Origin of the sequence: Paenimyroides aestuarii, assembly GCF_024628805.1 — a bacterium.
GTDB classification, from domain to species: Bacteria; Bacteroidota; Bacteroidia; order Flavobacteriales; family Flavobacteriaceae; genus Flavobacterium; species Flavobacterium aestuarii_A.
Genome location: NZ_CP102382.1, coordinates 1,610,761 through 1,636,623, shown reverse-complemented (window position 1 = coordinate 1,636,623; position 25,863 = coordinate 1,610,761). Strand labels below are relative to the sequence as shown.

The following is a 25,863-nucleotide window of genomic DNA, read 5'->3' as shown; positions in this document are numbered from 1 at the left end:
TTATCTATCTTCTATTTTCTTAATTAGTTCACACTAGATATTCTGCCAGCTTTTAGGATTTTGAGAAGTATGGAAAACAGAGTAAACAACTATCTTTATTATCTTTTATTTGATAAATGATTAAATAAGGAAATTTACTTACTAATGCCTCTCTAAAAGGAGGTTTTTTCTCTGAAAATTGAAAAGGATTTTTTAAAATTATATTGAACAATTTGTCAACACATGAAATAAAACGCTTACCTAATTTAGCTTGTTGCAGTTCATACCAATCAACAGCATCAGCCATTTCTGCCTGCGCTTTAGGTAAAATTACTAAACGATAATTCATTTGCTAACTCGTTCTAACAACTCCTTTTTACAATCATCCCATGACAAACCTTGAACTTTTCCGTTTTCATACTCTTTTTGTCTTTCTTGAAGTTCTGTGATAAAATCTTCTGGAATTAAAGATCCGTTATCAGTTGGAATTTGAAAATCTTCTGTAACTGTTATAGACACAGGCTTTCCGTTATAGAAACTTTTTAGTTTTTCTATAAACTCTTCTGTAATATCGTTTGCAGATGAAAATCGAAATGTAGTATCCATAGCTTCCGTATATTTCTATCAAAGATAATGATTTTTTTAGAGAATTGATAAAATTGGGAGTTGGAGATTTTTATCAATTTTATAATTACAAATATATTAAATTTACTAGATTTGATCTTTATTTATAGCTCATGAAATATTCAGACTTTTTATTTTGGATTTCTATTGGAATTGTATTTATACCAGTTTTATTACAATTATCAATGGGTTCAAGTCTGTTAAAAAAAGATAAAAGGATCCTTTTTGATTGGCTTTTTTGTATCAATCTAGTTCTTCAAATAATAGTTACTATTTTATCATTTCTAATTCAGGGTACTTCGTTTTATGAAAAAGCATTAGAGAACGGTTGGACTAATCCTCCTTTCAATTTACCTCCTCCAATAATTGGGCTGCCTATAAGCTTTTTGTCAGGTATAATATTGATAATTACTATTTTAATTCAATTAAAACAAAAAAAAGAGTAAAAACATGATGCTCTTACTCTTTTAATTTATAAATTGCTTTTATTATACTTCTTTAGGATCTGGGCCGTATTCATTAGTTCCTCTTTGTCCTTCTGTGAAAAACCAAACTAATAAAAGGATTGATCCAACCAATGGAATTAATCCTACAAAGTAAAACCAACCGCTTCTGCCTGTATCGTGCAATCTTCTGACTGCAACTGCCAATGACGGAACAAGGATAGCTAAACTATAAATCATGATAAGTGCGAAAAATAGGTAAAAGAGCGCACCGGGCTGTTGCTCTCCAGATACCCCCATTGAAATTATCATGGGAATGTATAGACACATAGTGATTAAAAAGTTACACAAAACAAAATACCAATATTCTGATCTTCGCGCTCTTCCATTAAAATTTGCGTAGTTTTCAAAAACTACTTTTTTGTACCAATCAATCATAAATTTTTTTTAAAACTTTTTCTACTCTTTTCTCATTTGGATTTTCGATTTCTCCATAACAACAAAAATATATTTTTAATTTAATTATCCCGTATAAAAACATAAAAAAAGAGTAAAAACACGATGTTTTTACTCTTTCATCTATTTTCTTTTATCTTAATTATTGCAATCCTAAATATTTACGGAAATAACCGCATTCTGCAATTACGTCTTGATAGTATTTAGTGTCGCTGTAATTATTTTTTAAATCTACAAAGCCTTGCCATTTCTGAATTACAGGACCGTCGGGATAACCCCAATAACTTGTTGTGGAGAAATATTTGTTGTAGTAAAAATCATTGCGCTGTGTTTTTGCCAACATATATGCCATTTTTGCTTTTTGCTCGTTATCGGCTGCTGCTTTTTGGGCTATATTGTAATATTTTCTAACGTTTTCCATACTGTACAACATTTTGCTGTGTTCGTTGCTGATACTGTTTCCGTATTCGTCAATGATGCTGTTGTAATAAAAAAATCGGGCGTTTCCAAAGTAAGATGTATTGTAAAAAGCATTACCAACCAACAGTGCATTGTTATACACATCTTCACCAGCCGCAATTTTTGCTTTCATTTCTTTAACCTTGTACAGAAAATCGAGCTGCGAATATTTCACCGATTGTTTGGCTGCATGATCGCAATCGTTGCAATCTTTAATTTTTCCATTGAACGGATTTCCTGGCAACTGTGCTTTTTTATAATCCACCATTTCGGTTTCATATTTGTCTTTTTGCCAATTATAGGTTTTGCTTTCAAAAGGCTTGATTTTTTCGAACTCGGCAATTGCTTCATCAATTTTATCTTGATAGAACAAATAAATGCCACGGCTTTCATAAATATCTGCCAATTTATACGGATAAACCCCTACAAAAAGATCTTGCCAAGCAGAACGCTCACTGCTCAACAACAATTTTTCCATGGCGATGCTTTGCTTTTGATCTTTATAAAAACCTTTAATTGAATAGGTTAATTCCGACATTAATCCATTGCCCTGTTTTTTGTAAAGCGAACTAATGTATTTTTTTGTAAACGAATTTAAATAATCAATTCTTCCTTCGGTCACATAGTCTTTCACAGGAAATTTATCTTCATAAAACAACCAATTTACATCTTCTATCAATTTCCCTTCGGCTTTTTGATTCATTTCATCGGTGCTTAAAAGGTTGTTGAACAAGCGCAAACTGCGTACCTGATTTTTTTGATTAGCATTTTGTGATAAAGTATGTGCTTCTTTCAATAACTTATCGGCTTTAGAATAATCGCCAATCAATGAATTAAAATAAGCCGCGGTGGTTTTCCAAATATACGGATTGTGCACTTTTGCATCGCTTGCCACGTCGTTGATCCACTTAACCTCAGCCGCACTTACTTTGTCTTTCAACTCTTTTTTGATTTTCCCAGCATCGATATCCAATTTTTCGTATGCCGTGTAGGTGTTGATATTTTGCTCATTGATATTCACCCAGCGCGACAACAGAAAATCAATATGCGGCGAATTTGGATTCAACTGATACAAATCTTGCATGGCACTGAATTCATTGGTATAATATCCTTGCAATGCATATAGGGTTTCTTTGGTGTTTTGGTTTGATGCCTGATTTAAAGATGTTTTAAAAGCAGCTTCATCTAAAGGTTTATAATCAAACAAAGCCGATGCCATTAAAGGTTTGCATTGATGAAAAACTTGTGCAAACGTAGCATTTGCTTTTTCGTAATTTTTTAAATTTTTATACGCTCCGCCCACATAATTCATGGCTTGATAATACAAGTTGTTTTTCGGTTGCTCGTTTTGGGTTTCATTAAAAAAAGGAATTACTGAACCGCGATCTGATGAATAAAATTTTGATCGAACCACCTGAAACCACATACGGTTTTTAAAGAATTCGTCTTTCTGAGTCACATCTTTTTTGTACAGACTTTCCACTTTTGTGGTAAAATCACTGTCGGCATTGAGTTGTTTTCGGTTGTCGTAATCCCAATAATTATAGGTTTGGTTGGAATAGGTTTCAATACCGCGTGCCAACATGATAAATAACACGAATTTTTGTGTTTTCTCGTCGGAAGTATCCAAACTGAATTTAAAATTTTGCTTTTTAAACTCGGCTTCTGCATTCTTAGACTGGCTAATGGTGCGCAAAGGAGCATCTAAACTTTCATCATACAAGAAATATTCCACCGTTTCGGGCGAGTATTTTTTTAAATATTTTGTCCAATCTGAAACGTTTTCTGCTTTAAACAAATCGGTGGTCGATTGCACATTGTAGCCATTGTAAAATATAAAATAATCATCGTAAAAAAACGGTTCATATTCTTTGTTGTTCACTGTGATTTCGGGCGAAAAAAGCGAAGTGTAACCTGCACCCCACTCACCTCCTGCACAAGCGTATATATATGCGCCGTAACTTAAAACAGCCGTTAAACTACCAGCTGCTAACAGTTTTAAAATCTTTGTTTTCATAAGCTTTTAAATTATTTTCATTCAAATCGTAAAATATAATTTCGTTGGGTTTGTTTTTGCTGTTCTTTTTAATATCGCGCATCATTTCTTTTAACTGATTGGCACTTACAGCTTCAATTTTAATTTCATCGTCTTTCGCCAGATATCTGCCTTTAAAAACAACATCTTTCAATACTTTAAATCGATTTTCACTGATTTTTTTGAATTCATCTCCCGTTAAATCGTTCACTCGCAAACCACCTATTAAATTGGTTATTTGATTATTTCGCACATGAACGCCCCAACTAAAAACGGGCAATGCAATGTTTAAAGGTAGTTTATAATTTTGTAAAGATGCTACATATTTTTGTGCTATTTTTTGAGAATAGATGGAATTTTCGTCATCCGAACCAATAACTCCCATATTGTAATACATTAACACACCGTTTTTTACAGGTGGAATTCCGGTTTTTTCGGGATATTTTATTTGATGCAAGCGAATGGTAGCCGATACGTTGGGATGTAGTTTTTTAAATTGATCTATAAACTGAAAATAGTTTTGTTTGGATTGAAGACTCCAATCGCAATCAAACTGAATTTCATTTACCGAAACATCTGCCGATTGATTGATTTGTTGGATATAATGATACACCTTTTCAGCCAAGCTGTCGGTTTGCGTTGTTTGCAAAAAAACTTCATTTTTAATATAAACAACCGGCACCACTTGATATTTTTTTGGTGATTCATTAAAAACAATAGGTGCAACGGGAATGGCTTCGCCCTTTTGTAAACCGATGTCAAAATAGCGAATGTACAGTTTTTTAACCTGCAAATCGGTTAAAGAATTTTGTTCAGCAGGCGACAGTGCAAAAGTGGTTCGCCAAAAATAAAAAGCAGTACTTACGGGTTCGGTTTTAGCCGTACATGCCATTACTAAAGCCATAAGAACCACCAACAATCCTATTTTTTTCATAGTGCAAAGAAAAAACTATTCTTGCAAAGTAGCGTTATCTTCGTTTAACAATTTAATTTCGTTTGTTTGTAAAGCATCTTCGTATCGAACAAAAACCGGTGTTGCACCTAAGCCTTTACAGGTAAAAAACACAGTGTAGCCTTTTTTGTCATCGCCCGAAACATTTATGGCTTTTATCATTAATTTTTTATTCATATTATCGGCACGCAGATAGGAATCGTTTTGCGTGATGTACATATAACGTTCAAAATTGCTTGGATTGTAAATCTGTAACGTGTCGCCCACCTGAACCGTAGCACCCTCTTTAGAAACATATTCGGTATAAGTACCCGCTTTGCCAAAATTGCCGTATTCGGTGCGTTTCACCTTTTTTTGTGCCCATACATTTTGACCAATTACTATTAAAAGAAGAAGAATTAGTCGTTTCAATTGGATGTTTTTCATAATGAACAGCATTTAATTTCAATTAAAAGTAATGAAATTTAATGTGAAAATATTATTTTAGATGAAAATTTGTAAGGCAATGATTATTAAAAATTACCGTTCAAATATCATTTTTATCTTAAGTGTTATTCTAATAAATGCCTGTAGTTCCAGTTTAGACACTAAAGAATACCCCATTGTTTATTCATCAAAAAACACGCAATTTAATATGTTTTTTTACAATGGAAATTTTCCTATTGACGCAAAACTAATTCTTAATAAAGATAAAAGCTATTTTTCTGAAACATGCGTTTTAAATGAAAAAGGAATATGGAATATAAAGGGTGATTCAATATTTTTATCCTGTCATGAAAGAAGCTTTAAAATCGAAAGTATGAACAATGTTGATTCATTAAAACAAGCTCTAGTTTGCAGAGAAACACCTACGATATGGATAATAAAAAGTAATCGTATAAAACAAGTTGGTAGTAACGCTCTTTTATTTGAATAAAAAAAACAGAGTTCTGACTATCTGAGTTTTTTTCTAAAAATAAAAAAAATCCAAAAACATAATTGCTCTTGGATATTTTATTATTCATATTCATAAAGATATTCTAACTGGTTGCCATTTCCAAAGCTTCTAAGTTTTTTTTCAGGGAAATCATCTTTGTCATAAGTAATTACATCATCATAACTTGCATTAGGGTTTTGGTCATCAAAATATGAAATGATGTTATTAACATTATAGCCTTTTATCATTAAATAACTCTTTGGAAACAAGTTATATTCAGGATTTACTTTCGTATCATATGTGTAAGTTACAATTTTGGATCCTGGAATATAAGCTCCATTCTCAAAAAGTTTACTTTCAGCAGATATTAATTTATTATTTGAATAAGTATAAAATGTATGAATATTATAATAATTATTGAAAGAGTCAGTAGTTTCTTCTATCTTTTTTACCAAATTTCCATTGTTATATTCATACGTAGATTTAACTTCATTCCTACCTGTTTCTTCTAAATAACCAAAATACTCAATTGACGATATTAATATTTCATTGCTATATTGATAATTTATGTTTACAACAAAATTTTTAAATGTTCCATCAACTTCTTTATTTTTACTTTGTTGATTTATTTCAATTATCTGATTTTTGGAATTATATATATATTCTACCGTACCCACAATTCTATCCCCCCCATAATTCACATGCTCTTTGGAAATAAAATTGTTTGAGCCATATTCATAAAAAAAAGCAGAGGTAAAAGTTTTAATACTTTTCAATCTTTTATTAACGTTTTTAGTTGTTCCGCCTTGATCATCATTATTACATGAAACTAATAAAAAAATTAAAGCAAAAGTGGTGGTTATTATTCTCATAATGAATTGATTTAAACTTATTTTGTAAATAATAAAGGGTTGACGAAATTTGTGTTGCAAAACATATTCATTTCAAAATCAACCCTTATGTACAGTGTACTGAACAAAGATATAATAAAAAAAGAAATAGTACCTTATTTACCATTAGCAAAACGAGGTTTTCAGGCAACAGTTCCTTTGGAAGAAATAGTAAATGCTGTACTTTACAAACTTAAAACAGGAGTTCAATGGCATCAACTTCCAGTTAAGGCATTATTTGAAGAAAATGTATTAAGTTGGGAATCGGTTTATTATCATTATCGAAAATGGTGTAAGGCAGATATTTTAAAAAAAATCTGGACAAGCATTTTAGAAAAAAACAAATCAAAATTAGACCTTTCGAATGTAGATTTTGATGGTAGTCATACCTCTGCAATTAGGGGTGGTGAAGAAGTAGAATATCAAGGTAGAAAGAAACGTAAAACCACTAACTCATTGTATTTAAGCGACAAACAAGGAATTCCATTAGCCATTTCAGAGCCAGTAGCTGGTAATCATAACGATCTTTTTAACATAGAAGTTCAGTTTGAAGTGATAACGGGAACTTTAGAGCAAGCAAAAATTCCAGTTGAAGGACTTTTTTTAAATGCTGATGCGGGCTTTGATTCTAAAGAATTTAGGTTGTGTTGTGAGAAAAAAGAAATACATGCAAATATTTGTTTCAATAAAAGAAATGGCGATACAGATAGAGATGAATATTTTGACCAAGAACTTTATAATGAGAGATATAAAATAGAAAGAACAAATGCTTGGATGGATAGTTTTAGATCCATATTAAATAGATTCGACACAACAGTTATAAGTTGGCTAGGCTTTAATTATTTAGCATTCATAGTAATTGCTCTAAGAAAATTTAATAAAATAAAAGTTTAAATCACTTCAATATAATTTTTGTAAATATAATAAAAAACACTTTGTATTCAAATAAAAAACCCCAACAGCGTTAAAACTCCGTTGGGGTTATTAAATTATTAATCAATTCAGACTATTTAATAATCTTTAATTCATTAATTAAGTTGGTTGCACCTGCATATTTATCAATGATAAACAAAATATAACGTGCATCAACGTTTATGGTGCGCTGTAATTTAGGATCAAAAATCACATCGCCTGCCATCGCTTCAATGTTACCATCGAAAGCCAAACCAATCAACTCGCCTTTTCCGTTTAGAACCGGTGAACCAGAGTTACCACCTGTAATATCGTGATCGGTTAAAAAGTTTACAATTAGTTCGCCGTTTTCATCGGCATATTGTCCGTAATCTTTTGCGTTGTACAAATCAATTAATCGTTGTGGGTTTTCAAACTCTTCATCGCCTGCTTTGTGCTTTGCAATGGTTCCCTTTAAAGTAGTGTACCAGTTGTCGGTAGCATCGTTCGGACGGTCTGCACGGCGTGGTAAATCAATTACTTTTCCATAAGTTAAACGCAATGTTGAGTTTGCATCTGGATAGTATTTTACTTTTGGATTAGCTTCGCGTAAACCTGCAACCAATTTGCGGAACGCCACATCGTATTTTTCTTTCAACGGCGCTAAATTTGCCGGTTGTTCGCGGTATTTCGTTAATAAATCGCCAGAAATTTTGAACAACTCATCATTCTCAATCATTGATTTATCTGGATTTTTCAAATACTTCATCAATAAATCTTTTGATGAAAACACGCTTCCTTCTAATGCTTTATTAACAAGCTTTGTGTAATCGTAATTATTTTTTTCTCCTAACGATTTCACATACGGTGCCACAGCATAACCTTTTGATTTTGTAGCATATAAATTTAATTGGCGCGCCAACATTTCTGCTTCTAACGGACTGTGAAATTCTTTGTAAACATCGTTAATTGCTTCCTCTAATCTTGGACGCATTTCTGCGCGTTTTGCTTCGTTTTCATTGGCATATTGAATCAATGCATTTCCAAAACTATAAGGAATTGTAGCTAAATTAGACGTGCGCAAAACCGTCATTAAATAATTATCATGACGTGCTTTTTCGTTTGTTGCTGCATAATAGGCATTGATATCGGCAATTACGTTTCCGTATTCGTCTTTATTCTTTTTCTTGTTGGCCCATTTGTTGAATTTTGCTTCGTTTTTGCGTTTGGTGTCGGCGGTTTTCTGAGCGGTTAACGCATCAATCATTCCTTGACGGTTTTTCCAATAATTGGCAACACCTGCATATTTACTTGCATACGCCAAACGAACTTCATCGCTTTTGTCCATGTATTTTTTCATGACATCTAAACCTAAACGAGATCCTTCAACCCAAGCCGGATATGAAAATTCTACATTTTGCTGAATACCTTCTGCCGGCATCCAACGATTGGTTCTTCCTGGATAACCCAAAATCATAGAAAAATCACCTTCTTTTAAACCTTGGATATTAATCGGCAAGAAGTGTTTAGGTTTTAAAGGCACATTGTTTTTTGAATATTCTGCAGGATTTCCGTTGGCATCGGCATATACACGAAACATTGAAAAATCACCAGTGTGGCGTGGCCATTCCCAGTTATCGGTGTCTCCACCAAACTTCCCAATAGATGCAGGTGGTGTTCCCACTAAACGCACATCGGTATAATCTTGATACACAAAATAATAATATTCATTTCCTTGAAAAAACGAACGAACCGATACGGTGTATTTACCGCCTTCGTTGTTTTCTTTTTCAATTTTTGCAATTTCTTGGTTGATTGCTTTTTCACGCTCGGCTTCGGTCATGTTTTTGTTTACCACGCCCAAAATGCGTTTAGAAACATCGTCCATTCGCACAAAGAAGCGCACCGAAATATCTTTAGGTTTGCGTTCTTCTGCTTTTGTTTTTGCCCAGAAACCGTTGGTTAAAATATCGTCTTGTGGTGTGGAAAGCTCTGCAATTTTATCGTAACCACAGTGGTGATTGGTTAAAACCAAACCTTGATCTGAAATGATTTCTGCTGTACAACCGCCATCAAACTGCACAATGGCATCTTTTAATGAATGGTTGTTGATACTATAAATTTCTTCGGGCGTTAATTGCAGCCCCATTTTTTGCATATCGCGGTAATTTAATCGTTCAATGAACATTAAAAACCACATTCCTTCGTTTGCAAACATACCCAAAGGCATGGCAAGCATAAACAAAGAAAGAAATAAGCTTAATTTTTTCATTATTTTGCTGATTTATGATCTGAATGCGAAGATACTAAATTGTTTTGAGTTGTGGGTGATTAGAAAATTGTAAAGTACGATAATTATACAATTTTGAATATGGTGCAGTAATATGTTTATGTTGTTTTAAAAAGGTTAGAGTAATAAATAGCGCTCGTTTTTTTTAATGTTTCAAATTTTTACTACATTTATATAAATTTAAAAATTAAAAACAGATATGGGATTATTTTCATTTATTAAAGAAAAGGGCGCTAAAATTTTTGGCAAAAAAGAAGAAGAAGCTCCTGCTGAAGAAAAGCACAACTTGCAGGCACAAGCTTTGTTAGACTATGTGAAACAACTAGGTTTGGCATACAACCGCTTAAAAATTTCGGTAACGGAAGACGACGTGAAAGTGGAAGGAGAAGTAGCTTCGCAGGAAGACGCTGAAAAAATTATTTTGGCTCTTGGAAATGTGGAAGGTGTGGATCAGGTTCAAAACTTAATGATTGTGATGGTACCGATGATGCAAGCACAGTTTTACACAGTTGAAAGCGGTGATACTTTATCAAAAATTTCAAAAGAATTTTATGGCGATGCCAACAAGTACAACACCATTTTTGAAGCAAATAAACCCATGTTAAGTCATCCTGATAAAATATATCCGGGTCAGGTTTTAAGAATACCAAATTTATAAACTACAAGAGGCTGTCCAAAAAGTTTGGGCAGCCCTTTTTTTGTTGTGTTTTCTCTAAAAAATTCGTATTTTAGAGTTGAACAAAAAACCCAACTATGGCTAAGGTAACATTTAAAAATCAAACAGGCAACTCTCCAGAACTTTTCCCTATCAATATTTTTGATTTGATTCCAGAAGACCACCCCGTTCGGTTGGTGGATTCGGTGGTTAATCAATTGGATATCAGCGATATTACAAATCTTTACTTAGGCGGAGGTTGCTCTGCATATCATCCGAGAATGATGATTAAAGTGTTGTTTTACAGCTATTTGTCCAACATTTATTCGTGTAGAAAAATCGCCAAAGCCTTACCGAAAACATTCATTTTATGTACATTTCGGGAAATTCTACGCCAAATTTTAGAACCATCAACGAATTTAGAGGGAAAATTTTGAAGGAGAAAATCAAAGATTTGTTTGCCGAAGTGGTGAAAATGCTGTAGAATTGGGCTACATCAGCCTTGATATTCAGTATATTGACGGCACAAAAATTGAGGCAAAATCCAATAAATACACCTTCGTTTGGCGGGGTTCTGTGGAAAAGTACAAAGAAAAATTAGAAGTTAAAATCAATACGATTCTTTCAGATATTGAAAACAGTATTCAATCAGATAATCAAGAACTTAACAAGGAAGAACTGCCCAAAAAAATCAATTCCGAAGAACTAAAAGAGAAGTTATCTGAATTGAACAAAAAACTAAAAGAACCTACCAAAAAACAGGCAAAAGAGCTACAAAAACTTCAGGATGAGCATCTTCCAAAATTAGAAAAATACGAAAAAGACCTAGAAACTTAGCGATAGGAATTCTTACAGCAAAACCGACCCCGACGCTACTTTTATGCGGATGAAGGAAGATCACATGAAAAACGGACAGCTTAAACCGGCTTATAATACGCAGATTTCAACTGAAAAACCATTTTTACACACATCTCTATCCATCAAAAACCTGGTGACACCACCACTTTAGAATCTCATTTGGAAGGTTTTGAAAATGCTTACAAAAAACAAAGCAAAGAAGTGTGTTGCCGATGCAGGATACGGAAGTGAGGAGAATTACGAAATGCTTGAAAATAAGAGCGTTACAGCGTATGTGAAGTATAATTATTTTCATGCAGAACAGAAAAAGAAGATGGAAAACAATCCGTTTTTGGTTCAGAATTTATTCTATAACCAAGAACAAGATTTTTACGTTTTCGATGGGTCAACGAATGGAAAATATAGGCAAAGGCAAACGAATTTCGAGCAACGGATACGAATCGCAAGTGTCTTATTATCAAGCTAAAAACTGCAACAATTGTCCGCTTCGAGGGAATGTTTCAATGCAAAAGGCAACCGAAAAATAGAAGTCAACCACCGATTAAATGAATTAAAACCACAGGCTAAAACATTATTAACTAGCGAAGAAGGTTTAAAACACCGAAGCAAACGCCCGATAGAAGTAGAAGCTGTCTTTGGTCAACTCAAAAGCAATAATAAATTTAACAGATTTACATTCAAAGGATTAGAAAAAGTAGAATTAGAATTTCTACTGATGGCTCTTGGACATAATTTTAGAAAAATGGTGGCTAAAGGAGCGACTTCTAAGAAAATTGTTGTAAAAACCGCAAAACGAGGTTCAAAAATGATTTTTGAAATTGAAATTTTCATTTTTAAGCATCAAGAATTTTCTTCAACTAAAAATAATCATCAAAATTTTCACTATCAAAAATTAGCCGCATAAAAAAAAGACTGCCCTTTTTGGACAGCCTCTTTTTTGCTTAACCCAAAAAGGTACTGTAAAATTCCACAGATGCACAGATTTTTATGCCTTATTCTAAACAATATTCTAAACAAATCATAAAAATTAAGCAACTTATTGAATGCAACGCATTCAAAATCTGTGAAATTTTAACTATTAATAACTTTAATATGTTGAATAAGATCTGTGTATCTGTGGCAAAAAAACAAATCAATGAATAATTTATACTTGATAATATAGGATAGCTTTCTAAATATCCAATATTTGGCATAATTATAACTTTGCCATTCTGAAAGTAACGAAGTGTAATGAAGACCGGAGCTTGCGAACTGGCGTAGCAATCTCAGGATTATTAAAGAGATTGCTCGTTCCTCGGAATGACACATTATAGGTTAAAAAACATCCTTATCAACAGCTGACAATCATAATTGTATATATTTCATTTTGGTTATTGCTTCCATAATCCGCGATTATTTTCACGTGCCTCTTTTTGTAGTTTGAAAAAATAGTCGGCGTGTTGCACATTGGGTGGCACGGTCATTATTACGGCGTAACCTTCTTTTATCATAATGGCATTTACAAACGTGTTGTCTTCTAAATACACATAAGACAACGTTCTACCGTATCGGTCTAAAGAATCAATATCTGTTTCTAAACGAACTTTTTTTCCTTTTATCAACTGGGTTAAATAGGCTTTCGATTCTTTTCCGTAATAACCTTCTTCTCTTTTCCAACGTTTTTGCGATTCGGGCGCATCTATTCCTGTCAACCGAATTTTTATTCCTTTCGATGTGCCGTTATCCACCCAAAAAGTATCGCCATCTACCACTTTTGTAACCAGATACCATTCTTTATTGGCTGCTGAAGTATCGTGAAACTCGTTCTTGTTAGAACCGCAAAAGGTAAATGTTGCAAGAAAAAAGAGGGAAATAAGGTGTTTCATGGGGTTTGTTTTAAAATTTAAAATTAATTATTTTTTTTGTTAATTTCCATATCAAATTGTTGTCTCAATTTTAGGAGTATTATAAAATAGAGCTCCTTAGTCATATTTACTAATTGTAGCAGATGTGTTTAGTGTAAGTAAAATGTTATAATCATGTTAATTGTTACTGTTAAATAGGTTATTATCATTTTAAAAAATGTATATTGTTGATAATTAAATTTTTAAACATTTTATTATGCAAAAAGTACCACTAACACAAGAAGGTGTAGAATTAAAAAGAAGAGAATTAGAATCCCTTCCTGAAGCTGAATTTAGAAACCAATTGAAAGAAATTCAATTTAATTTTAGAGAGTGGGGACTTTCAAATTTTAAATTAAATGAAGACCAGATTGCCTATTTCAAGGAAATGCCTCAAGAAATAGTGGATCAGCAAGGATTGGGAATTGCAATAGGATTTGATTACAAATTAGAAATTAGGTTAACTACTCCTGAAACCTATAATGCTCCTTTGGCTTCAAAACGTAGAACCCGAGTTATTGCAGAAGGGAGCGGAACTTGGACACCGGGTGAACCTGTACACATCAATAAATACTACATTGGTGTAAGTTATACAATACCACTTTAATTATAAATTAATTTTTATACAAAAAAGTGTTTCATCATTTTTTATGGAACACTTTTTCTAATTTTATTACTATGAAGAAGTTTTTTGTTTTATTATTAATGTTTTTTTGTATAAAATTAAAGGCTCAGAACGCTAGTGAGTTGATTTATTCTGGCAAATTGTCTGCTACAGTAAAAAGTACTAATATTTCTGGTATTTTTTTAGAAGACGGTTGGATTTTTATGAAAGGCAGTATTGATGGTAAAGAGAGGTTGTTTTTGTATGATACAGGAGCAATGATTACTGTTTTGTCAAAGGAACTTGTAAGTAATAAGGGAAGCGACAATAAAATTTCATTGGAAGACCCTACAGGTACAACAACGGATAGCAGTCTAATCTTGACAGATATCCGTTTTAATGATTTTAATTTTGAAAAAATTGTATGCGCAGTAGCAGATCTGTCTTCTTTTCAAAATCAGTCTTGTAGAAAAATAGACGGTATTATTGGCGCAAATTTATTAAAGTTGGCAAATTGGAAATTAGAACCTTCTAATGGTAAAGTCACTTCTTCAAAAGAACCTTTCATTCCAGCTTTTAGTAGTTCTGGAATTGATATCGAATATTATAATAAACTGTTGCCTTTAATAGAAATCTCTTTAGATAATAAAAAACAGTGGGTTTTAATAGATACAGGAAGCACTTCGTATTTAGAGTTGAATAATGATTTTATAAAAAGTAGCAAGTTTAAAAAGCAAAAAAAAATTACAGTAGAAGGTATCAATATAACCATAAATGGAGAAGATAGGAGAACAACAGCTTTGATTTATGTAGAAGAATTTACTTTACAAGGAATATCTTTTAAAAACCTACCTACTTTAATATCAAAAGATAAACCTATTATAGGTTCAAAGTTTATTAATGGAGTTACTACAATCTTTAATTTTTCGGAGAATAAGCTATACTTGGATTCACAAAAAGAATCGGTGGTATTCAATTCTTTGAAAAATTTCGATATGAATTTCTGCCTGAATGAAAAGAATCAGTTGTCAGTTTGCTTTCTGTGGGATAAATCAAATTCGGGAATCAAGTATGGTGATCAGGTAATTAAAATCAATGGAGAGTCAATAGATATTTTAAGCGATGAAGATTATTGCCGTATAAAACAAAATATCTTAGAGCAAGATAATATCAATGTAACTATTAAATCAAACAGAGAACAACTAAACTTCAGTTTGACTAAAAAAAATAGATAGTCTTTGAACACATTCATAATCTCTCAGCTAATATTTTCAAACTTACAAACTAAATTGATGAGACATATTGTTTTTCTTATTTCAGTCTTATTTCACCAGATAATGTATACCCAGTCGCAACAAAATGATTTAGCTGTGACTATTGGAGCATCCGCGATTCCTAATTTTGCTACTCATAAAGTAGGTGTAGATGTTTCAGCACGTTATTTCTTTGCAGATGCTTTTTCTGTTGGGGCACATTTTTCTACAGTGAATCCTAAATTTAACGATGGTTTCGGTTTTGATACTGATCGAACACTTATAAATATTTATTCATTCAGTATTCCATTGCAATACGATATTGTGAATACAGATAAACTTATATTAGGTTTTGGTCTTTCAAACGGTTTACTATTGAATGTACTTCGTAATAAGAACCAGTCAAAAGAAGTGATACAATATGACCCTGATACTGGTACGGGAATATCGATCCAGTTACCTAACCGTTTAAAGAACGACAGCTATTATACATTAACACCTTTCGCTGAAGTTTCTGTAAAGTTTCTTGAAATTGATCAAAAAGAATCAATACAATTTTTCGTTACAGGAAAGGTTGGCTATCAAAATGCGTATGGTGATGGGTACTTTTCTAACGCAAAAGATTTTTCTAATTTTGTTTTTTCGTTAGGTTTTACTGTTAAAAGTACGTTTGATTAGATTAAAAAATCTTTCAAGGGTTCGTATTTATTTGAATCACTCCAATAGGTGAGACTCAATTTTATTTAAATAAATACACATTCCAAAAACCAATTCCTTACGGGTTTCCACATTCTGATAAAAAATAGTTAAAAAAAAATCCAACCTTGGTTAAAAGCCGGATTTTTAAATGTTTCTTAGAAACAAACAACTCTAAGAAAGCAACAACAAAGTGTTTTAATATACTATTTTAAAAACATTCTTATATTAAGCCAATGTCTTTGGTTTGGCTTACCAAATGGGTGATGTTTCGGGAATTAAAATGAATTTTCAGCCGATTGATGCGTTTTTCAACACTGCTTAAACTTGCCGATGCATAATTTTTAGTGTAAAAAACTTCTGAAATTTCATCGCGCGAATAGCCTTTTGCCAATAGTTGTAAAAGTTCTATGTCTTGGGCTTCTATTTCAAAAACCGATGTTTCAAGCAGTTTGCTTTGCAAGCTTTCAGGTATGTATTTACCGCCTTTTTCATACAGATTTGCTAAGGCTTTTTTGAGTTCTTGTGTGCTGTTTCGACCTTTAGAAATATAGGCATTTATCAAATTATTATCAAACATACTTTTAATTTTTGCCATGCGTTCTTCTATCGAATAAATGATGATTTTAATTTCGGGTTGTAGCTCTTTTGCTGCCTGCACCAGCTCTTCGCCCGATTTTAATTCGGTTTTTTGATGATCGGTTTTAAATGACAAATCGGAAATCAATAAATCGAATGGTTGGTTGTCTTGCAATGCTTTTTTGATTTTTAACAGCGCATCGTCGCAATATTTTGAATGGTGAATTTCCATTTCGGAATAGTTTTCCAAAGCGGTTACCACACCCAAACTGATGCTGTCGATATCTTCTGCTATTAAAACTTTTTTAAACATTTTTTTGATTCTTATAAAGGAAATTGAATGATGATTTTGATTCCTTTTTTTATTTCTGGGTCAAAACTAATACTTCCGTTTATGGTTTTTATGCGGGTTTCCACATTTTGAAGTCCATTTTTTAATTTTTTTTCATTTTTATCCAAGCCAACGCCGTTATCGGTATATTGTATTTCGGCATATTTATTTGATTTTAAAAACTTTAAAACCACTAAATCTGCCTGACTGTGTTTTTTCATATTCACCAATAATTCTTGAATAATTCTGTATAAAACCATTTTTTTTATAGCATCTAAATCATCAAAAGGAAAATTTTCAACACCTGCTGTAATAATCTTTACCTGCGTATCTTGAAATTCTAAAAACAAATTTTTTAAATAAGGCAGATACTCTTTTTCGGTGGGAATTACGCTGTTTTCTTTTGATATATTGCGGGTGCGGTGGTACACATCTTCTAAATAATCCAACAACTTTTCTTTGTTGTTTTCATCGGACAAATTGGTGTGTTCTGCAAAGGAAAGCGTTTGATACACATCGTTTGCCAATTCATCGTGAATCCGTTCTGCAATGCGTTGTTCGGTTTTGTAATTTTCGGTAATTTTTTCTTTTTGGTGTTTGTTTCTGAGGTAATAATATATAAAATAGAAAGCGATGGTCACAAAAACAATAATGCTGCACAATATCAATTGATTGTTTTTTTGTTTTTGTATCACCAATTGATTTTCAATTGCTCTCGACTTCAACACTTGGTTTTGCTCTAATTCTTTTGAATAATCAAAACGCATTTTAGCAAATTGGTTTTTTGCTTGATTTCGCACTGAAGTAATACTATCATTCAAGCGAATATATTCTTCGGAATATGTTTCTGCATTTTTTTTATTTAAAGAAATCAGCCTTTTTAAAGCCAAAATTTTATTGTCGATACTTTTGTGCTTGGTTGCTAATGCCAATGCTTTTTTTAGATAATTTGTGGCAACAGATGGATCTTTTAACGCAAAATAATCAGCTATTTCAATATAGTTTTCAATCGATAATAGCTCCAAATGTGCTTTTTCTCTTATTTGTAAAGATTGCGACAACTGTGGTAAACCATCGTTATGATCTTGACTAAACAAAGCATTTCCTATATTTAATAAAACAGCCGATTTTAGATTTTCATCATTATTTACTAACTCAGAGTCTAATAAATTATAAAGTATGTTTTTTGCTTTTTCATATTGGTGTGAAGCTATATACAATGAAGCAATATTATTTCTTAAATAACTTTCTTCTAAAGATTTTTTATCTGTAAGTGCTATTGCTTTTTGGTAATAGGTAATGGCTTCGTCATATTTATCCGATTTCTTATAAATACTTCCTAAAATATTATATGTTTCAATTATATAAGAGTTGTTTTTTTTCTTTAGATATTCCAAAGCCTGCGTAGCCAATTCTTCACTTGTATTATAATCGTTGTAAAAATAGTGAATGCGTGCCATCATTAATTGGTTGTATGCCAGCGATAAACTGTCATTAAAATCAAAATAAACCACATTGGCATTTTTAAAATAATAATACGCACTATCGTATTGCGCATTGTTGTAAAAAGAATTTCCTTTTAAAGTATAGGAATACGCCAAGTATTTTTTATTGTTTTTCTCTTTTGAAGTTGCAATGAGTTGGTTGATGTAATAATCTGAACTATCTGGAAAAATCGCCATAAAATGATAGGCTTTGTTGCTGATTCCTTTTAAAAGCAACGAGTCAATAGCTTCTTTTTCTGCAAGATACATTGCTTTATTTGTTAACTGAATTTGATCATTTATAGAACGATTGTCAGAAAACGATAAATTATAAAGGGAATCAATTGTTTTTACAGCAGTTTTTTTCTCATTAAAAACCATTTCTTTCTTTTGACAAGAAAAACAGAACCATGCAAAAAGCAATAAAATAGGGTATTGAAACTTCATTATTTTTAGTAAAGAAATAAGAACACCCTAAATTATTACTTTTATTTAGTTCACCAACAACTTATTTAATAATTACCGGTGGTTTTGGTGGTTTTATAGGAATAAGTACCGTGCCGCTGTTACTACCGCCGCCGCTTTGATCAACCGTTTCTATTCCTTGCGCAATAGGTTTTGCAATTGATATCTTATTTTCTATTTTAACTGTTTCGTTACTTTTTGCAAAAGCAGTTGCTGAAATCCCAAGCAAGAACAAACTTGCTATGAAGCTAATTTTTTTCATTTTAATTACATATAAAAGATTAAACCATAGTGTTGCCTTTTGGTACATACCAATGAATGGGGCACACTTTCAAAAAAAAACAGAGCGCTCTGTGTTGGGAAGTTTTATTGCACAGCTCACAAAATTTTGCTACTCCCCAGAGAAAGATTTTGCAAGCCATGCATTTATTTTGTAACAATTAGTTTTGTATTTTTGTGACATTCACAGCCATACACATCCTAATTCTGAAGCAAAGTAACGGCGTGTTTTTCGCTTGATTATCAAGGAATTCCGATGTTTCCGATAATTCCGATATATGTGGAAGAATTCCGAAAATTTCCGATATAAAATAGTTCACTTATGACTGATTTCTATAAAAAAGCACTGAAAGCGTATTACGAAACTGAAAAAGAAAAAGCACATAACACGGCATTGATAAACCCTACTCCTGCCGGTTTGCGAGATTTATTTGTGTATCAAATGGAAAAATCAACCCATGCATCGGATCGTGATACGTTTGAGCAATTCTTAGGTTTTAGTTATGAAAAAAATGCAGTGAATAAGATAAAAGCCGAGATTGATAAATTTCGTCCTATTGTTAATTTCTTGAAAGATAAAAGCGATTTAACCGAAATTAAAAGATTAAATGCCTTGGCGGTTCTTTTGAATTATCCCAACCGCCCGTTTACTAAATTTTCCCATCTGCAAAAGAAAATAGCGGAAGTAAAGGAATCGGAAAATGAAGAGGTTATAGAAAATCCGGCTGCTTCTTATAATGTTGTAGTACCAGAAAGCCCCGAAAATGATGAAACGGAAACAAATGTGGAAGAAAAAACTCCGGAAACAGTAAATGAGCCCGTTGTTTTTGATAAAATTGCTGTGGTTAGTGAAGAGATCCCAAAAAAATCCCGCAGAAATAATCACTTTAAAAAAATCGGAATTGTCGGAATTTTGAGTATTCTGATCTTAATTTCAGTATTTATGAATATCAAAAACCTTACTGCAAAAGATTGTATGGTGTGGAAAGAGGAAAAATATGTAGCAGTTGATTGTAAGGAAGTAGTAAACAGTTTTACGGCAACAGCGGTTCCAAAAGATGATCAATTGATAAAGGAATTCAGGAAATTGAAAGTGGATACGAAGACTTTATTTTTCGACAAAAAGGGAAATCCAAAAATTTGGTATATTAAAAACCCAAATGGAACTTTAGAGTTTTACAACAAACCTGGCTTGCAACCCGAAACTGGAAAAACATTGAAACCTGTTTCACGATATATCATCCAAGAATATGTATTAAACGAAAATAAGTAAACAAAAAAAGGAGCTTATCTTTACAGATAGCTCCTTTATTATTTATAGAAACAAAAAGCAAAAGCTGTTTTTGTACTATATTACAATTAAATTTGGAAACGAATTTTACTTAAAACTTATAAAATAAACGTAAATCGATATTGAAATTAAAATTATTTTGCACTCCTTTTTCATGGTACAAACTTTCGGTTGATATAGGAAAACATCCATCGCTATCTTTGTCAACCACCACTGCGTTTTTTATGTTGGAAAAATTTATTTGGCGATGTTTAAAGCCCATACCGATTTCTGGAATGATACCAAATTTTTTACTTTTCACAAACGAAGCAATAATTCCATAATTTAGATTGAATCCCATTTTATTACGGGTATAATTTGCATCATCAAACACTACTTTTTCTCTTCCGTTGTAAAAATATCCATTAGAAAAACGGTCGGTATGGTGTATATAAAAAAACTCTGCGGATAAATAATGTGGAGACTTTTTTTCAGTTCTTCTAAGCAACATGATTTCCGGACGCATTTCAAATAACTTATAATGCGTTGTGTTTTCCACTCCCTTATAAGTCATCAATTCGTAAGTTCCATAGCCTAGGGTAATACCTGCTGTGACTTGCTCATTGAGCGCTCGAAAATACCCTATATCAAATCTTGGTATAAGCGCAATTTGATTAATAAGTCCAAGTGTAATTGTATGCTTATTAGCAAACTCTTGTGCAAACATATTACAAGAAAATAAAACAAAAAGCAGTGTTTTTTTTACCATGTGCCCCCAATTAAATAGTTCTTAAACAATGGTGTTTTAATTCAACATTTGCCACAGTTTATCTTTCAGTTCGGTTAAACCTTGTTGCGCAACCGATGATATAAAAATATATGGAAGTCCATTAAAATCTTTATCCAATTGGGTTTTCAGTTCCGCTTTTAATTCATCGTCTAACATATCGCATTTAGAAATGGCAATTAAACGGTCTTTATCCAGCATTTCGGGGTTGTATCTTCTTAATTCATCCAATAAAATATCGTATTCTTTCTTGATATCGTCTGCATCGGCAGGAATTAAAAACAGTAACGTAGAGTTTCGCTCAATATGTCGCAAAAAATAATGCCCCAACCCTTTTCCTTCGGCAGCACCTTCAATAATTCCTGGAATATCGGCAATTACAAATGATTTAAAATCGCGGTATTCCACAATTCCTAAGTTTGGCTTTAAGGTTGTAAACGGATAGTCGCCAATTTTTGGTTTTGCCGATGTTAAAACCGACAATAAAGTAGATTTTCCTGCATTGGGAAAGCCAACCAAACCAACATCTGCCAACACTTTTAATTCTAGAATAATATCGAGCTCTTCACCGGGAATTCCTGGTTGTGCATAGCGCGGCGTTTGATTGGTTGATGAGCGAAAGTGCCAGTTACCCAAACCGCCTTTACCACCTTTTGCCAAGATTTTTTCTTCGCCGTTTTCAGTGATTTCAAACAAAAACGCTCCGGTTTCTTTATCCTTTACAACTGTTCCCAACGGAACATCGATGTAACGGTCTTCGCCATCGGCACCTGTGCTTCGAGAGCTTCCGCCATCGCCACCGTGTCCGGCTTTTATATGTCGTTGAAAACGTAAATGATGCAGCGTCCATAAACTTTCATTGCCGCGAATAATTACGTGACCTCCACGACCGCCATCTCCTCCATCGGGTCCGCCTTTTTCAATAAACTTTTCGCGGTGCAAATGCGATGAACCTTTACCACCTTTACCCGATGCTACATATATCTTTACGTAATCTACAAAATTTCCTTCTGTCATTGTTTTAATCTTTTAATAGGTAATTCCTATTTTTTATTCTTAAACTAGCGCAAACTGTTGCTTACAACTGTCTGCATTATTTCGCAAGGCATTTATTACCTCATCCTCTCGCCTTTTAACAAGCTTATTGTGTGTTATTAAATGCAAATAATCTTACCCTAAATTACAAAAAAGGATAAGATTATTTAGAACTATTTTGTTTATTATTAAAATTGATCAATTACGGCGCTTAATCTTTCGGTAATTTCTTGGATAGATCCTATACCGTTTACAGCGTGGTATTTGTTTTGCTTTTTATAATAATCGATCAATGGAGCTGTTTTTTCGTTGTATTCTTCATAACGTGTACGAATCTTTGCTTCGTCTTGATCGTCTGGTCTGCCCGATGTTTTTCCGCGTTCTAAAATGCGTTGCACCAACACTTCATCGTTTGCTTCTAAAGCAATAGTTGCTGTTACTTCTAAATGAATCGATTGTAGAAAAGCATCCAACGCTTCGGCTTGTGCAATGGTTCTTGGAAAACCATCAAACAAAAACCCGGCTTTGTCCATATTTTTTTTCACTTCGTTCTTTAGCATATCAATAGTAATTGAATCGGGAACCAATTCGCCATGATCCATGAATTCTTTTGCTTTTTTTCCTAATTCGGTTTCGTTTTTAATGTTATATCTAAAAACATCGCCCGTTGATATGTGCGTAAGGTTGTATTTATCTTTTAAAAATTCTGCCTGTGTACCTTTTCCGGCACCTGGCTTTCCGAATAAAACTATTGCAATCATTTTCTTTACTATTATTTTATTTGATAAACTTCCGGTAAATTTCTGCCTTGTTTGTTGTAATCCAACCCATATCCCACAATAAATTTATTGGGAATGCGAAAACCCACATGGCTAATTTCCACCGTTTGTGTGTAGGCTTCGGGCTTAAAAAACAACGCAGCAACCTGCATACTTTTTACTTTTTGTGTGTTTATTACTTGTTGAATTGCGGTAATAGTAGTGCCTGTATCTACTATGTCTTCTACAATTACCACGTGTTTGTTGGTAAGATCCACATCAAGCCCCAGTAATTGATTTACTTTGCCTGTGGTTTCTGTTCCTTGATAAGAAGCCACTTTAACAAACGAAACTTGTGCGGGGGTTGTGTAATGCTTCAATAAATCGGCTGCAAACATAAATGCACCGTTTAACACTACTAAAAAAACCGGAACTTCGTTTTGAAAATTGTTGTGCAAATCTTTAGCAATACGCTGAATTTCCTTATCAATTTCAGCAGCAGAAATAAAAGGCACGAACGTTTTATCTAATATTTGAAGTTCCATATTTAATTTTAACGATGCAAATATACGAATATGACTACTTTAATTAAAGTTTATTCGCAAATTTGCCAAATATATTTTTATTTTTAACTAAATTTCTTTTTTTAATAATTTTATATGGATGTAATTACTTATTTTTCAACTAATCAACACAATCTAAGCACCAACAGTAGAACGTTAGCAATGAATTATATTTTAAACGAGCAAATTGCTGCTGCTGCTTTTTTGAACGTGATTTACAGTGTGGATGCTAAGCAAAAAATTGTATTGTATCATGCATTGGATATGTTGGTGGAACGCCATATTGATTATTTGGATCAAGCTTTGGATTTGTATTTGCAACGGGCTTTAGCCGAAACCCATGAATCGAACAAACGCTGTATATCGCGGACCATTTTTCATCAATTAAAAAACAACAAAAACCTTTATAATACCGCACAAAAAAAGCAAATTATCCACACCATGTTCGATTGGATTATTCTGCCATCAGCCGTGGCAACAAGGGTAAATGCCATTCATATTCTTTATTTTTTGGTGGATGAAGAAGATTGGGTTAAAGAACAGTTAATCGCACTTATTGAACAAAATTTGCTGTTGCAAGAACCCTCTTTTTTAAGCAGAGGCAGAAAAATACTAAAGCTGTTGCAGAAGAAAAAAACGCGTATTTAGCATTTTTGCTGCTATTGATTTAAAATTTTTTTGAAAGCAAAAATCCTTTCCGTGCCACTATTTTGCAACTAGCAATGTACCATTTTCTCCAAAAAAGCACGAATTTTACAGCATGTACAGCAACTTTGCTATCAAAAAATCTTAGCAAACCTTTTTTAAAACCGCACACACAAAGAAAAGTAAAGAAAAAACAAACCAAAAATAAAAAATACTTTTTCCTACTCTTTTTTTTATATTTTTGTATGTACATTAAAAGCTCAATAAAAAAATTTAACTAGAGTTTTTTTTATTTAATATGGATGCAATACCCCTGAGTACCTTATCAATGGTTATGGCTGACAGTTTATCTGATGAAGTATCGGTCTGGAAGCTTATTTTAACTTTATTTTTAGTTTTTTTAAACGGATTTTTCGTTGCAGCAGAGTTCGCAATTGTTAAAGTTCGCGCTTCACAAATCGAAGTTTACAAAGGCATTAAATCTTCTTCTGCAAACGCAGCAAAAAAAATACTTACTCATTTAGATTCATACTTAGCTGCCACCCAATTAGGAATCACCTTAGCATCGCTTGGCTTGGGTTGGGTTGGTGAAAGTTCGCTTACACCGCTTATTTTAAAATTGTTTAATGTTCTTGGTTTTTCTGGGCCGGAATATGCAGCGGTGGCACACAATATTTCGTTCCCGATTGCTTTTGCCATTATCACCATTTTGCATATTGTTTTCGGAGAATTAGCTCCTAAATCATTGGCTATTCAATATCCCACACAAACAACTTTTGCTGTTTCTTGGCCATTGCGTATTTTCTATACGGTTTTTAAACCCGTAATCTGGACCATGAATGGTTTGGCAAACGTAATTCTTAGGGCCATTGGTATCACGCCGGTTCACGGGGGCGATATTCACACCGAAGAAGAACTAAAAATGATCATCTCTGAAAGTCAGGAAGGCGGTGCTATTGAACAAACCGAACGCGATTTGATTCAAAATGTGTTCGATTTTGACGACCGCCGCGTTATAAATGTATATACCTTAAAGAAAAACGTTTCTAGTTTAGATGTGCACACACCTATTAAAGAAGCGGTTGATTTTTGTATTTCCGAAGGATACTCGCGCTATCCGGTTTACGATGAAACGAAAGAAAACATTTTAGGTTTACTTTATACAAAAGATTTGTTTAGAGAGTTTACAAAAAATGGAGAAAATTTTACAATAGCCACTATCTTAAGGGAACCCATTTTCGTTTCGGAAACTACTTTGATTAAAAACCTTTTAAAGAAATTTCAGTTAGAACATTCGCAGGTTGCTATTGTAACAAACGAGGTGGGCGAATTTTCTGGCTTGGTAACTTTAGAAGATATCTTAGAAGAATTGGTGGGTGAAATTCAAGACGAATACGACAATGAAGAGCCGATTGTAAACAACATCGCCGACGGTATTTTTATTGTGAATTCGCACGAAAATATTTCAGACATCAATCGTTTCCTTCCTTATTTATTTGAAGAAAGCGAGCATTACGACACATTGGCCGGATTGATCTCGGAAACCCGAAACAACACTTCGGAAGAAGACATTCAAGAAGGCGATCATATTGATTTTGAATACTACACAGGAACTGTTTTAAAAATGTACCGCAATTCGGTGGAATCAATACAATTAGTCGTTAAACCAGAATTTATGGAAGAAAATCCTGTTAATGACAGCGAATTAGAATAAAACAAAAAAGCATCTCATTGAGGTGCTTTTCTATTTAAAATTTTTCTTCTTTTATTTGAATATGGAAAC

Annotated in this window: 25 protein-coding genes and 1 pseudogene; 10 read left to right on the top strand and 16 right to left on the bottom strand. The window is 33.0% G+C overall.

What is annotated here, in order from left to right:
• Window positions 1–52: 52 nt before the first annotated feature.
• The 6 genes from NPX36_RS07720 to NPX36_RS07695 form a co-directional block, all read right to left on the bottom strand.
• On the bottom strand, window positions 53–328 hold the full coding sequence (locus NPX36_RS07720; protein WP_257498162.1) for a type II toxin-antitoxin system RelE/ParE family toxin: 276 nt from the start codon (window positions 326–328) through the stop codon (window positions 53–55).
• Window positions 325–585, bottom strand: coding sequence for an addiction module protein (locus tag NPX36_RS07715; RefSeq protein ID WP_257498161.1), 261 nt, complete (start codon window positions 583–585; stop codon window positions 325–327). Before NPX36_RS07715 ends, NPX36_RS07720 begins: the two co-directional genes overlap by 4 nt.
• Window positions 586–1,091: 506 nt before the next feature.
• Entirely contained in the window at window positions 1,092–1,484 is a 393-nt protein-coding gene (locus NPX36_RS07710) for a DUF805 domain-containing protein (RefSeq protein WP_257498160.1), read from the bottom strand.
• Window positions 1,485–1,644: 160 nt separating this feature from the next.
• Window positions 1,645–3,978, bottom strand: coding sequence for a DUF677 domain-containing protein (locus NPX36_RS07705; RefSeq protein ID WP_257498159.1), 2,334 nt, complete (start codon window positions 3,976–3,978; stop codon window positions 1,645–1,647).
• Complete coding sequence (locus NPX36_RS07700) at window positions 3,941–4,930, bottom strand: hypothetical protein (RefSeq protein ID WP_257498158.1); 990 nt, start codon at window positions 4,928–4,930, stop codon at window positions 3,941–3,943. Before NPX36_RS07700 ends, NPX36_RS07705 begins: the two co-directional genes overlap by 38 nt.
• Window positions 4,931–4,945: 15 nt before the next feature.
• Window positions 4,946–5,374, bottom strand: coding sequence for a hypothetical protein (locus NPX36_RS07695; RefSeq protein ID WP_257498157.1), 429 nt, complete (start codon window positions 5,372–5,374; stop codon window positions 4,946–4,948).
• Between the two features lie 61 nt (window positions 5,375–5,435).
• Here NPX36_RS07695 and NPX36_RS07690 point away from each other — a divergent pair, with 61 nt between their 5' ends.
• Window positions 5,436–5,864 carry a hypothetical protein gene (locus tag NPX36_RS07690; RefSeq protein WP_257498156.1) on the top strand — a complete coding sequence of 143 codons (429 nt, stop codon included), beginning with the start codon at window positions 5,436–5,438 and terminating at the stop codon, window positions 5,862–5,864.
• An 80-nt stretch (window positions 5,865–5,944) separates the two neighbouring features.
• On the opposite strand, the gene NPX36_RS07685 is transcribed toward NPX36_RS07690, so the two are convergent.
• The gene (locus NPX36_RS07685; RefSeq protein WP_257498155.1) at window positions 5,945–6,736 is read right to left on the bottom strand and encodes a hypothetical protein; all 792 of its coding nucleotides are present in this window, start codon (window positions 6,734–6,736) and stop codon (window positions 5,945–5,947) included.
• 87 nt (window positions 6,737–6,823) lie between these two features.
• Here NPX36_RS07685 and NPX36_RS07680 point away from each other — a divergent pair, with 87 nt between their 5' ends.
• Window positions 6,824–7,648, top strand: coding sequence for an IS5 family transposase (locus tag NPX36_RS07680; RefSeq protein ID WP_257498154.1), 825 nt, complete (start codon window positions 6,824–6,826; stop codon window positions 7,646–7,648).
• 112 nt (window positions 7,649–7,760) lie between these two features.
• Here the strand turns inward: NPX36_RS07680 and NPX36_RS07675 are convergent, their stop codons facing one another.
• Window positions 7,761–9,917 carry a S46 family peptidase gene (locus tag NPX36_RS07675; RefSeq protein WP_257498153.1) on the bottom strand — a complete coding sequence of 719 codons (2,157 nt, stop codon included), beginning with the start codon at window positions 9,915–9,917 and terminating at the stop codon, window positions 7,761–7,763.
• A gap of 217 nt (window positions 9,918–10,134) precedes the next feature.
• Here NPX36_RS07675 and lysM point away from each other — a divergent pair, with 217 nt between their 5' ends.
• On the top strand, window positions 10,135–10,593 hold the full coding sequence (lysM, locus tag NPX36_RS07670; protein ID WP_257498152.1) for a peptidoglycan-binding protein LysM: 459 nt from the start codon (window positions 10,135–10,137) through the stop codon (window positions 10,591–10,593).
• A 95-nt stretch (window positions 10,594–10,688) separates the two neighbouring features.
• Window positions 10,689–12,256, top strand: a pseudogene (locus NPX36_RS07665) (IS1182 family transposase); the annotation flags it as partial.
• A 562-nt stretch (window positions 12,257–12,818) separates the two neighbouring features.
• Here NPX36_RS07665 and NPX36_RS07660 read toward each other — a convergent pair.
• Complete coding sequence (locus NPX36_RS07660) at window positions 12,819–13,313, bottom strand: thermonuclease family protein (RefSeq protein ID WP_257498150.1); 495 nt, start codon at window positions 13,311–13,313, stop codon at window positions 12,819–12,821.
• A gap of 235 nt (window positions 13,314–13,548) precedes the next feature.
• Here NPX36_RS07660 and NPX36_RS07655 point away from each other — a divergent pair, with 235 nt between their 5' ends.
• The 3 genes from NPX36_RS07655 (at window position 13,549) to NPX36_RS07645 (ending at window position 15,866) form a co-directional block, all read left to right on the top strand.
• Window positions 13,549–13,938, top strand: coding sequence for a hypothetical protein (locus tag NPX36_RS07655; protein ID WP_257498149.1), 390 nt, complete (start codon window positions 13,549–13,551; stop codon window positions 13,936–13,938).
• Window positions 13,939–14,009: 71 nt separating this feature from the next.
• Window positions 14,010–15,170 carry a retropepsin-like aspartic protease gene (locus tag NPX36_RS07650; protein ID WP_257498148.1) on the top strand — a complete coding sequence of 387 codons (1,161 nt, stop codon included), beginning with the start codon at window positions 14,010–14,012 and terminating at the stop codon, window positions 15,168–15,170.
• Window positions 15,171–15,272: 102 nt separating this feature from the next.
• Window positions 15,273–15,866 (top strand): hypothetical protein, encoded by a 594-nt coding sequence (locus tag NPX36_RS07645; protein ID WP_257498147.1) that lies wholly within the window; start codon window positions 15,273–15,275, stop codon window positions 15,864–15,866.
• Window positions 15,867–16,107: 241 nt separating this feature from the next.
• Here the strand turns inward: NPX36_RS07645 and NPX36_RS07640 are convergent, their stop codons facing one another.
• The 3 genes from NPX36_RS07640 to NPX36_RS07630 all read right to left on the bottom strand — a co-directional run bounded on the left by NPX36_RS07640 (window position 16,108) and on the right by NPX36_RS07630 (window position 19,005).
• Window positions 16,108–16,776, bottom strand: a complete 669-nt coding sequence (locus NPX36_RS07640) for a helix-turn-helix domain-containing protein (protein ID WP_257498146.1) — start codon at window positions 16,774–16,776, stop codon at window positions 16,108–16,110.
• 11 nt (window positions 16,777–16,787) lie between these two features.
• Window positions 16,788–18,725, bottom strand: a complete 1,938-nt coding sequence (locus NPX36_RS07635; protein WP_257498145.1) for a tetratricopeptide repeat-containing sensor histidine kinase — start codon at window positions 18,723–18,725, stop codon at window positions 16,788–16,790.
• A 61-nt stretch (window positions 18,726–18,786) separates the two neighbouring features.
• Window positions 18,787–19,005, bottom strand: a complete 219-nt coding sequence (locus NPX36_RS07630) for a hypothetical protein (RefSeq protein ID WP_257498144.1) — start codon at window positions 19,003–19,005, stop codon at window positions 18,787–18,789.
• Window positions 19,006–19,344: 339 nt separating this feature from the next.
• Between NPX36_RS07630 and NPX36_RS07625 the strand changes: the two genes are divergently transcribed.
• Window positions 19,345–20,295, top strand: coding sequence for a hypothetical protein (locus NPX36_RS07625; RefSeq protein WP_257498143.1), 951 nt, complete (start codon window positions 19,345–19,347; stop codon window positions 20,293–20,295).
• A 109-nt stretch (window positions 20,296–20,404) separates the two neighbouring features.
• Here NPX36_RS07625 and NPX36_RS07620 read toward each other — a convergent pair whose 3' ends face one another.
• The 4 genes from NPX36_RS07620 to hpt form a co-directional block, all read right to left on the bottom strand.
• Window positions 20,405–21,061 (bottom strand): hypothetical protein, encoded by a 657-nt coding sequence (locus NPX36_RS07620; RefSeq protein WP_257498142.1) that lies wholly within the window; start codon window positions 21,059–21,061, stop codon window positions 20,405–20,407.
• Between the two features lie 36 nt (window positions 21,062–21,097).
• Window positions 21,098–22,096 (bottom strand): GTPase ObgE, encoded by a 999-nt coding sequence (obgE, locus tag NPX36_RS07615; protein ID WP_257498141.1) that lies wholly within the window; start codon window positions 22,094–22,096, stop codon window positions 21,098–21,100.
• 206 nt (window positions 22,097–22,302) lie between these two features.
• The gene (locus NPX36_RS07610) at window positions 22,303–22,875 is read right to left on the bottom strand and encodes an adenylate kinase (RefSeq protein WP_257498140.1); all 573 of its coding nucleotides are present in this window, start codon (window positions 22,873–22,875) and stop codon (window positions 22,303–22,305) included.
• An 11-nt stretch (window positions 22,876–22,886) separates the two neighbouring features.
• A complete protein-coding gene (hpt, locus tag NPX36_RS07605) occupies window positions 22,887–23,417 on the bottom strand; it encodes a hypoxanthine phosphoribosyltransferase (RefSeq protein WP_257498139.1) in 531 nt (176 codons plus the stop codon).
• A gap of 114 nt (window positions 23,418–23,531) precedes the next feature.
• On the opposite strand from hpt, the gene NPX36_RS07600 reads away from it, so the two are divergent.
• Both NPX36_RS07600 and NPX36_RS07595 read left to right on the top strand, forming a co-directional pair.
• A complete protein-coding gene (locus NPX36_RS07600) occupies window positions 23,532–24,083 on the top strand; it encodes a hypothetical protein (protein ID WP_257498138.1) in 552 nt (183 codons plus the stop codon).
• A gap of 295 nt (window positions 24,084–24,378) precedes the next feature.
• Window positions 24,379–25,794 (top strand): hemolysin family protein, encoded by a 1,416-nt coding sequence (locus NPX36_RS07595; RefSeq protein ID WP_257498137.1) that lies wholly within the window; start codon window positions 24,379–24,381, stop codon window positions 25,792–25,794.
• Window positions 25,795–25,863: the final 69 nt, after the last annotated feature.